The organism is Dietzia sp. CQ4, assembly GCF_014145125.1.
GTDB classification, from domain to species: domain Bacteria; phylum Actinomycetota; class Actinomycetes; order Mycobacteriales; family Mycobacteriaceae; genus Dietzia; species Dietzia natronolimnaea.
The window spans coordinates 1-9,324 of sequence record NZ_JAALDZ010000123.1; the positions used below are offsets into that span (position 1 = coordinate 1).

9 protein-coding genes are annotated in these 9,324 nt (G+C 68.5%); 8 read left to right on the forward strand and 1 reads right to left on the reverse strand.

What is annotated here, in order from left to right; all coding sequences use genetic code 11:
* Positions 1–105: 105 nt before the first annotated feature.
* Positions 106–702, reverse strand: a complete 597-nt coding sequence (locus tag G6031_RS07745; RefSeq protein WP_241737243.1) for a DUF262 domain-containing protein — start codon at positions 700–702, stop codon at positions 106–108.
* Between the two features lie 233 nt (positions 703–935).
* Between G6031_RS07745 and G6031_RS07750 the strand changes: the two genes are divergently transcribed.
* The 8 genes from G6031_RS07750 (at position 936) to G6031_RS07785 (ending at position 9,225) form a co-directional block, all read left to right on the forward strand.
* Positions 936–1,898 carry an iron-siderophore ABC transporter substrate-binding protein gene (locus tag G6031_RS07750; RefSeq protein ID WP_182652927.1) on the forward strand — a complete coding sequence of 321 codons (963 nt, stop codon included), beginning with the start codon at positions 936–938 and terminating at the stop codon, positions 1,896–1,898.
* Entirely contained in the window at positions 1,895–3,001 is a 1,107-nt protein-coding gene (locus G6031_RS07755; RefSeq protein WP_347238461.1) for an iron chelate uptake ABC transporter family permease subunit, read from the forward strand. Before G6031_RS07750 ends, G6031_RS07755 begins: the two co-directional genes overlap by 4 nt.
* Positions 2,998–4,122, forward strand: a complete 1,125-nt coding sequence (locus G6031_RS07760; protein ID WP_182652928.1) for an iron chelate uptake ABC transporter family permease subunit — start codon at positions 2,998–3,000, stop codon at positions 4,120–4,122. The genes G6031_RS07755 and G6031_RS07760 overlap by 4 nt, the downstream gene beginning before the upstream one ends.
* A complete protein-coding gene (locus G6031_RS07765) occupies positions 4,115–4,960 on the forward strand; it encodes an ATP-binding cassette domain-containing protein (RefSeq protein WP_182652929.1) in 846 nt (281 codons plus the stop codon). Before G6031_RS07760 ends, G6031_RS07765 begins: the two co-directional genes overlap by 8 nt.
* Positions 4,957–5,889 (forward strand): siderophore-interacting protein, encoded by a 933-nt coding sequence (locus G6031_RS07770; RefSeq protein WP_182652930.1) that lies wholly within the window; start codon positions 4,957–4,959, stop codon positions 5,887–5,889. Before G6031_RS07765 ends, G6031_RS07770 begins: the two co-directional genes overlap by 4 nt.
* A gap of 166 nt (positions 5,890–6,055) precedes the next feature.
* Positions 6,056–6,565 carry a hypothetical protein gene (locus G6031_RS07775; protein ID WP_182652931.1) on the forward strand — a complete coding sequence of 170 codons (510 nt, stop codon included), beginning with the start codon at positions 6,056–6,058 and terminating at the stop codon, positions 6,563–6,565.
* Between the two features lie 944 nt (positions 6,566–7,509).
* Positions 7,510–7,848: a hypothetical protein gene (locus tag G6031_RS07780; protein ID WP_182652932.1), complete on the forward strand. Its 339-nt coding sequence runs from the start codon at positions 7,510–7,512 to the stop codon at positions 7,846–7,848.
* Positions 7,849–8,028: 180 nt separating this feature from the next.
* Complete coding sequence (locus G6031_RS07785) at positions 8,029–9,225, forward strand: class I SAM-dependent methyltransferase (RefSeq protein ID WP_182652933.1); 1,197 nt, start codon at positions 8,029–8,031, stop codon at positions 9,223–9,225.
* Positions 9,226–9,324: the final 99 nt, after the last annotated feature.

The following is a 9,324-nucleotide window of genomic DNA, read 5'->3' on the forward strand; positions in this document are numbered from 1 at the left end:
CAAACCCCGGCCCCCAAACCCCACCACTCCAGGGGACTTACCCCAGGAACGCGCCAGCATAAGCGTGCAGTAGTGCGATTGCGTCGTGGGCGTAGGGCGACTTTCTCAGGCGCTCCGCGTGCGGCGACGCAGGTGCCGTGCGGGTCGTGGAAGACCACCGTGGATCACGGACGGCCGGTGCCGGTTGGCCGGTGACAACCCACGTCGCGAGCTCCGACGGCGACAGGACCCCGTTCCGGAAGAGGGCGCGACGTCCGAGTCCACGAAGCTCCCGGCGGCGTACGAATCGCGATCCGCCTGGGTGGGAAGGAGCTTAAGCCGAAGTGCATCTGACTCGAATTTGTTGATCAGGTAGAACTCGTTTACCGCCTCGGCCTTGCGGGGCTCACCGGTTGCCTCGTGATGGTCCCGGATTGCGGTCAGCAGGAGGGTGAGTGTCGTGAGCCGCTGCTGCCCGTCGACAACCAGGAACCGCTGCACTCCGCCCGCAGCCGCCCCGGGAGCGGGGGAGAGCACCAGAGATCCGAGGAAGTGCGATGCAGTGGGATCCACCTCCCGCTCGTCGGCGAGTTGGACGAGGTCCTCCCACAGTTGCGCCCGGTTCGACTCTTTCCACTGGTAGGGCCGCTGGTACAGCGGAACCTGGTACTGCCATGGTCCCTGGAGGATCTGGTTGAGACCACGTTCTTGGGCGTTGACCATGGTGGATTGGCTTCCTCTGACTGTTCGACATGCGCGGTGTGAAAGCTGTGGCATCAGCGTAATCGTGGGATCCGGGCATGGTGGGCTGTCCCAGCGAGCCCCATTCTCCCCGGCCCGTCCCAGACCCCAGGCCTCCCCAATCCGTGAGCTGATGTAGGTTACCCTTGCCTAACCTGACGAGCGGTCTACGGCCGGCCCCAAGCACATCACCACTCCGGAAGGTCCCAACTCCCATGCGCACGTCACAATCCCGCCGGGCGGGGTCACGAAGAACGGTCTCGTCCAGAGCAATATTTCTCGCGACCGCGTCGCTCGCGGCGGCACTGGTTCTGGCCGGTTGTTCCTCCAACGCCCAGGAGTCGGACTCCGCCGGAGGGTCGGAGCTCACCCGGAGCGTCGAGCACGCGCGGGGGACGGCCGAGGTGCCGGAGTCGCCGCAGCGCGTGGTGGTCCTGGAGCCCGTCGAGCTGGACGCGGCTGTTGCGCTGGGAGTGACTCCGGTCGGTGCGGCGGTGGCCAGCAACGTCGCGGGCGTGCCCGAGTACCTGGGCGTGGACGGCGTGCAGCCGGTGGGCACGGTGCCGGAACCGGACCTCGAGGCCATCGCCGAGCTGCAGCCCGACCTGATCCTGGGCACCGACTCGCGGCACTCCAAGCTGTACGAGCAGCTGAACTCCATCGCCCCGACCGTGTTCATGGAAACGCAGGCCGACCCGTGGCAGGAGAACGTGCTCCTGATCGCCGAGGCCCTGGGCAGGACCGACGAGGCGCAGGAGCTGCTGGACGGCTTCAACGACCGGTGCGAGGAGATCAAGGAGGAGTTCTCCGTGGAGGGCACCACCGCCAACATGCTCCGCCCGCGCGATGAGACCACGCTCAGCCTCTACGGCCCCGTCTCGTTCGCGGGCGGCGCCCTGGAGTGCGTGGGCTTCACCATCCCCGAGCAGAACTGGGAAGACGGCCTCCAGGCGGACATCTCGCCGGAGAACATCCTCCAGGCCAAGGCGGACCACGTGTTCGTCACCACCTCCGACGTGACCGACGAGTCCACGATCCCCGACGCCATCACGCAGAACAGCGCCGAGTTCCCCTCGGTCACGCTCGTGGACACCAGCTACTGGGTCTCCGGTGTCGGCCCCCGCGGCGGCGAGCTGGTGCTCGACGACATCGAAGAGTTCCTTCGATCGCAGCAGTGACCACCGCCGCAACCCGATCCGGTCCCCGTCCCGCGCCCCAGGGCGACGGGACGGGGGCGGCGGCGTCGGAGAAGGCGCCGCACCACGAGCCCGCGACGACGGGCCGGCGACTCCGCATCACCCTGGGCCTGGCCGGACTCGTCGTGCTCCTGGCCCTCTCGGTGGCGCTCTCGGTGATGGTGGGCTCTAACTCGCTCCCGCCTGGAGTCGTGTGGGATGTCCTGCAGGGCGTCGGCTCGCCCGAGGCACGGTTCGTGGTGGAGGACCTGCGCATTCCACGCACCGTCACCGGCGTGATCGCCGGCATCGCCCTGGGCGCGGCGGGCGCACTCATCCAGGCGTTCACCCGCAACCCGCTCGCCGATCCCGGCATCCTCGGCGTCAACGCCGGCGCGGCCTTTGCCATCGCGGTGGGCGTGGGGTTCTTCGGGCTCAGCGACTCCTCGCAGTTCGTCTGGCCCGCCTTCCTGGGCGCGCTCGTGGTGACCGTGGCCGTGTATCTCATCGGCTCCTCCGGTCGCGGCAACGCCGACCCCATCCGCCTGACCCTGGCCGGGGTCGCGCTGGGGGCGGTGTTCTCCGGCATGACCACGGGCCTCACGCTGAGCAACCCCGACGCCTTTGAGCACATGCGCTCCTGGAACGCCGGCTCCCTCCTCGGCCGCGGGTTCGACGTGCTGGTCCCGCTCCTGCCGTTCATCGGTGTGGCCGTGATCCTGGCCCTGGTGCTCACGCCCGGACTCAACGCGCTGGCGCTGGGGGAGGACGTGGCCCGCGCGCAGGGCGCCAACATCCTGGGGATCCGCATCGGGGTGATCGTCGCCGTCACCATGCTCGCCGGCACCGCCACGGCGCTGGCCGGACCCATCTCGTTTATCGGCCTCATGGTCCCGCACGTCGCCCGCTGGATCTTCGGCGTGGACCAACGCGTGATCCTCACGATCTCCATGCTCCTGGCCCCGGTGATCGTGCTGCTCTCCGACGTCCTCGGCCGCGTACTGATCGCGCCCGCCGAGATCCCGGTCGGGATCGTCACCGCCTTCGTCGGCGCTCCCGTCCTGATCATCCTGGCCCGCCGGCGGAAGGCGAGCAGCCTGTCATGACGACCCCGATCGACACTGCCCGGAGCGACACTGCCCGGATCAGCACCACTCAGACCGGCACCGTTCCGTTCACCACCACACCGATTGACCTCGGCTACCGGCGCCGGGTCCTGCGCGTGGGACGGCTCGAACTGCCGGTCCGGGCGCGAAGCATCGGCGTGGCGCTAAGTGTGGTCCTCGTCGTCGTCGTCCTGGGGGTCTGGTCCCTCGGACTCGGCACCTACACGCTCAGCCCCGGCCGGGTGGTGGAGGTGTTCTTCGGCGGCGGGGGAGCGCTGGACCGCACGGTGGTGCTGGAGTGGCGGCTGCCGCGCACGATCGCCGCGATCGCGCTGGGCGGATTCCTCGGGATCTCCGGCGCGCTGTTCCAGACCGTCACCCGCAACCCCCTGGCCAGCCCGGACATCCTCGGCTTGTCCAACGGTGCGTTCACCGGGATGCTGCTGACCCTCGTGCTCACCTCGGCGGGGTGGCCGCTCGTCACCGCCGGCGCGGTCGTCGGCGGGCTCGCCACCGCGGCCGTGATCTGGGGACTGGCCCACCGCGGCGGGGTCCAGGGGTTCCGCCTCATCGTGATCGGCATCGGCGTGGCCGCGCTCCTCGCCTCCACCAACACCTGGTTGCTGCTGCAGATCGAGTTCGAGACCGCCATGTTCGCCTCCGCCTGGGGAGTCGGCACCCTCAACGGCGTCACCGCGGTGCCGGTCGCCGGAGCCGTGGCCTGCGGAATACCGCTGCTGCTCGTGCTGGTCGCACTCACGCCCCGCTTGCGTCAGCTGGACCTGGGTGACGACGTGGCCACCGCCACCGGCGCCCGACCCGCCCTCGTGCGCACCCTCGCGCTGCTCATCGCGGTCCTGCTGGTCTCCGTGGCCACCGCGGTAATCGGCCCCGTCGCGTTTGTCGCGCTCGCCGCCCCGCAAGTGGCCACGCGCCTGGCCCGCACGCCGTACCTCTCGCTCACCCTGTCCGCACTCGTCGGGGCGCTGCTCCTGCTGGCATCGGATCTCATCGCGCAGCACGTGCTGCCGGTGGGGTTGCCGGTCGGCGTGGTGACCGTCTCCGTGGGAGGGCTATACCTCGTCGTCATGATCATCAAGGAGATCCGCCGCCGTGCCTGACCAGACCGCTTCCACCTCACGGCTCCGCGCGCAGGACGTGACGCTGGGATACGACGCCGACCCCGTGATCGCCGGCCTGTCCGCGGAGATCCCGGCCGGCTCGTTCACCGTGGTGATAGGCCCCAACGCGTGCGGCAAATCCACGCTGCTGCGTGGCCTGTCGCGGCTGCTGGCGCCCCGGTCCGGGACCGTGATCCTCGACGGCAAGGCCATCAGCTCAATTCCCGCCAAAGAGGTCGCCCGCCGGCTGGGTCTGCTGCCGCAGTCGGCGATCGCCCCCGACGGGATCACCGTGGCCGACCTGTTGGCGCGCGGCCGGTACCCGCACCAGAGTCTGCTGCGCCAGTGGTCCACTATCGACGAGGAGGCCGTGCGCGAGGCGCTCGAGGCCACCGGCACGCGGGAGTTGTCCGCGCGCCCGGTCGACGAACTCTCCGGTGGCCAGCGGCAGCGCGTGTGGGTGGCGATGGTCCTGGCCCAGCAGACCGACCTGTTGCTGCTGGACGAGCCCACCACCTTCCTCGACATCGCCCACCAGGTGGAGCTGATGGAGCTGTTCGCCCACCTCAACCGCGACGGCCGGACAGTGGTGGCCGTGCTGCACGACCTCAACCACGCCGCCCGCTACGCCGACCACATCATCGCCATGCGCGACGGGCGGATCGTCGCCACCGGGACCCCGGAGCAGGTGGTGACCAGCGAGCGCGTCGAGGAGATCTACGACCTGCCCAACGTGGTGATCCCCGATCCCGTCACCGGCGGCCCGCTCGTGGTGCCGCGCGGCCGACCCGTGCCCGTAGAGGTGCCCGTTCACGTACAGGAGGAGACAACCCCATGACGACGACGAGCTCCGCGCCCACCCGCCCCTGGGAGTACAGCGCCTTCCCGGTGACCGTCACGCGGTCGCGGCAGCTGAGCCCGGGGTTCCGCCGCATCACCCTCGCCGGCCCGGCCCTGCGAGACTTCGCCGAGTGGGGGCTGGACCAGCGAATCAAATTGGTATTGCCCATGCCCGACGGCTCCAGACCGGACTTCGGGCTCCTGGCCGATCCCACGCCGCATCCCTCGCACTGGTACGCGCGGTGGAAGGAGCTGCCCGAGGACCGCCGCAACGCCCTGCGGACCTACACGCCCGCGGCGATCCGACCCGAGGGCGGTGAGATCGATGTGGACGTGTTCCTCCACGAGCCCGCCGGGCCGGCGTCCACCTGGGCCGCGACCTGCGCACCCGGCGACGAGTTGGTGCTCACCGGGCCAGACGCCCGCGCCGGATACACCGGGTACGGCATCCACTACACGCCGCCCGAGCCGCCCAGCCGGCTGCTGCTGGTCGGCGGCGCCTCCGCCCTGCCCGCGATCCGCAACATCCTCGCGGCGCTGGCGGAGGGCACTCCAACGGATGTGTTCCTCGAGCTGGCGGACCCGTCCGACAACACCCTGGGCGCGCCCGCGCAGGGCACCCGCATCCGCGTGGTCGAGCCGGACGTCGCGGCCGCCGGCCGTTCCGCGATCGACAGCTCAAGCAAGAGCGCGGACGACAGCACGGTCGAGCATGCGGCAGACAGCGCGCTGGAGCGTGCGGTCCGGGAGTGGGGCGCGCAGAACGGCGCCGACCTGCCCGACGATCCCACCGCCTACGCGTGGATCGCCGGCGAGGCCGGTGCCACCACACGCTTGCGCCGCTACCTCACCGCGGACCTCGCCATGCCCAAGGATCGGGTCGCGTTTCTCGGCTACTGGAAGCTCGGGGGCCCGCTGGTGGGGTAGAGGCTCGATCTAGGTGCGGGGCCGAGGGCCCTGCACATGGAGAGGGGAGCTGAAGGCGCTTCCGGGTCGGCCTCAGGAGACGCGAGTTCGTTGTGTCGCGGCCGGCACTTCACCGAAGCGCTCGACTCTGACGCTTGCAGCGAGAATCACTCTCTATAGTCCAGTAATGGCGTCGGACGACTATCTCCAGAAGTCACCGGACTCCGGGCGGATGGGTAAGGCCGCGGAGCTACTTGTCGCCGCCACCTGCATTCTGCAGTCCCGCGCGAAGCTGAACGTGTCGACGTCCGTCATTGACGATGAAGGCGTTGACCTCGTGTTTCACCTTCGCGGACACACGGCGACCCTCGCAGTTCAGGTGAAGGCCAGGATGTCAGATGGCCTCGTGGTGCAACGAGGCCGCTTCCAAGCCATTGTTCGAGATTCCTCGTTCTACCCGCGCGGTGACTTGGACATGCTGTTCGTCTTTGTGGATGTTGCTCAAGGCTCGATCAGGCAGTCGTGGTTGGTGCCTAGTCCTGTCTTTGCAGCAAACACCACAGTGAACGCGAGGGGGCGGCGGGTGTTCTCGGCCGCTACCTCATCGTCCAGCGGCGACAAGTGGTCCGAGTTCCGTGTGCCGGAAGGGCAGCTCGCCTCAACGGTGGTCAAGCGCTTGCAGTCGAGCGACATGTAGCAATTTTCACGGGGGTCATCGATGGGCTCCCCGGTAAGCAGACGCCAGTCTCTCGATGGCGGCCCGCGCTGGTGAAGCTGAGCTATAGGTCTCGCGGGGCCATTCAGCAGTCCACGCCCTCGAGTCGAAGGCATGCCGGAGGCAACTCTTGATCAGGCCCATAGCCGTCAGCCGAGTCGGGATTGAATGTCGGCGTCGGATGCGTTCGCCAATACTCGTCGGCGAATTGTTGGTTGTACGCGTCCTGATCGAAGGTCGGAGCAGGGGGCGGGGGAACGTAGGTAGCCAGCATCTGGTCCTGGCACGTTTGGGTCCACCCGGATGTGCCGTCGGTGAAGAACGTCGTCCCTGTCTGATGATCGGCCGTCCCGCACGAGGCGATCTGTTTACCGAGGCAATGTGGACTCTCCTGGCCGGGTGCGCCCTGGTAACCCACTGCTCCGCATGTGTCGACGGCTGGGGCGGCTGCAGTCTGGCTCGCTGCGGTCGAGGCGTGGCTGGGCGTGACGTTCGCCGTCGTGGAACTCGGTTTGCTGGAACTCGTGGGAGTCGACGGCTGGACCGTCTGGGTGATTGTGACGGCCTCGGGTTCGGTGTCGCCGGGGCTACACGCTGACAGAAGTATCAGCGGAAGAATTGCCGCTGCAAGTATCGAGGCGAATCGAGAGCGCATCATGTGCCTAACTCCGAGGAGCCGACCAAGCTCCTGAGTGAGATACCACTCATATGAGGTGGTGGAAAAATGTTAACCCCGTCCATTGGGTCAGTGTCGCCGATTCCGCCCACGCGAACTGGCGCGGTCCTGGTTGCGCCGAGATCGGGGTAGCCCCTCCGAGGCTTCCTGGCACCACGGCAATTCACAAGCGGTCCGAGTCCCCACAGGTTTTCCTCGTCGCGATACCGATTCGCGAAGAAGTGGTGCGCGGGGTGTGAAGGTCGCGGCCATGGATATCGCGACCCCCCTCACCGGCACGCGCTACGACACGGTGCTTCGCCGGGCCCTCGCCTACGTCCGCGCCGGGGACTACCGCGCGCGCCGAGTCACCCTGCTCGGAGCGCCCGGGGTCTTTGCCGACAGGACGGCGATCATCACGCCGCATCGGGACAGCGTCGGCGCGTTCGACGCCGACGATCTCGCGGCCCAGCTCTACGCACTCGCCCATGGGTGCCCGTCTGACTCAGCCGACTACACGGGCGGCTACTTCATCAGCAACGGACAGATGTACGCGGCCCGGGCAGAGGCGTACGAGGGCGTCTGTGGCGGACTGGGTGACTTCGAATAGCGACGGTCTGCCCCCGCGCGGAGAGTGGAACGGAGAGCGGCGCCAGCCGGCTGAGACAATAGGTGAGACCCCGCGCAGGGGTCACTGTTTTTCGCGCATTCCCGCTTCGGTCGTTCTGGCGAGCGTGCGCCTGTTCGAAGGATGCACTGTGCCGTTTCCCGTTCGCCCGCTGGACGCGCCATGACCACGGTCAGGTGGAACGAAAGCGGCACCCAGCGCAGCGGGTCCTGGCGCTCCGAGAACGCCGCACCCGCGCCGACTGGAATCGTCGTGATCACCGACGACATCTCCGCGGACAAGGCTCTCCGAATCGCCCAGAGAGGCTCAAGCCTGCTGTGGCGGGGGGACTTCCAGAACGCCCGGCAGCTCATGCGTGCTCTCGACCGTCGCCTCGAGAAGCGGGCGTCCCGGTCACCGCAGTCCACCAACCCCGGAGATATCTTTCTGGCCAACCGGAAAGCGCGTGCCCAGCGTGCGGCGATTTTGGGCAAGATCCTGATCCCCCTGCAGCCCGATTACACAGTTCGATTGCGCCGAGCGCCCGACGCTCGCGAGGCCTGCGCGCACGCCTACGGGCAGCCGGTCGACACGCCCGCCGACGAGTCGAGCGATTCCGTCGTAGCGGAGACTCTCGTCTCGCTGCCCGAGCTGCTCGGCGTGATCAGCGCCTACGAATGGCACCGCAAGGGCATAGAGGTCGGCGCCCTGGGGGCTCGGATCCATCCCGCCCACGGGGTCTTTGCCCCCACCCGCGACGAGTACATCGACCTGGTCGCCGACGCCCCCTGGCCGCAGGGCATCGACCACCCCGTCGTGTGGGACATCGGCACCGGGACCGGGGTGCTCGCGGCCGTCCTGGCCCGGCGCGGGGCTCGAGAGGTCGTGGCGACCGACATCAGTCCCCGCGCCGTGCAGTGCGCCCAGGACAACGTGGATCGGCTGGGGTTGGCGGACCGCGTTGCGGTAGTCCAGGCCGACCTGTGGCCCTATGACGACGCCGACGACGACGAGGCGGGCGACTCCGGGCGGGCCGACGTGGTGGTGTGCAATCCGCCATGGATTCCCGGGCGTCCGACCTCGGCGCTGGAGCAGGGGATCTACGACACGGACTCCGACGTGCTCCATCGCTTCCTCAGCGGGCTCGCCGATCATCTCACGCCGCACGGCGAAGGATGGCTGATCCTCTCCGATCTCGCCGAACACCTGGGACTGCGCACCCGCGATGACCTGCTCGACCGCATCGCCGCCGCTGGCCTGACCGTGATTGCGACAATCGAGACCACTCCACGCCATTCCCGCGCCGCCGACAGTGCTGATCCGCTGAACGCGGCTCGGTCGAAGGAGCGCACCATCCTGTGGCGGCTCGGGCGAGGCTGAGCACTCAGCGGAGGCGGCCCATCTTGCGAGGTCCGAGCACGTGGGGAGCCGACACGCCTAGGGCGTGTCTCCCAATTGGCGTAGCCAGGTGAGAATTGC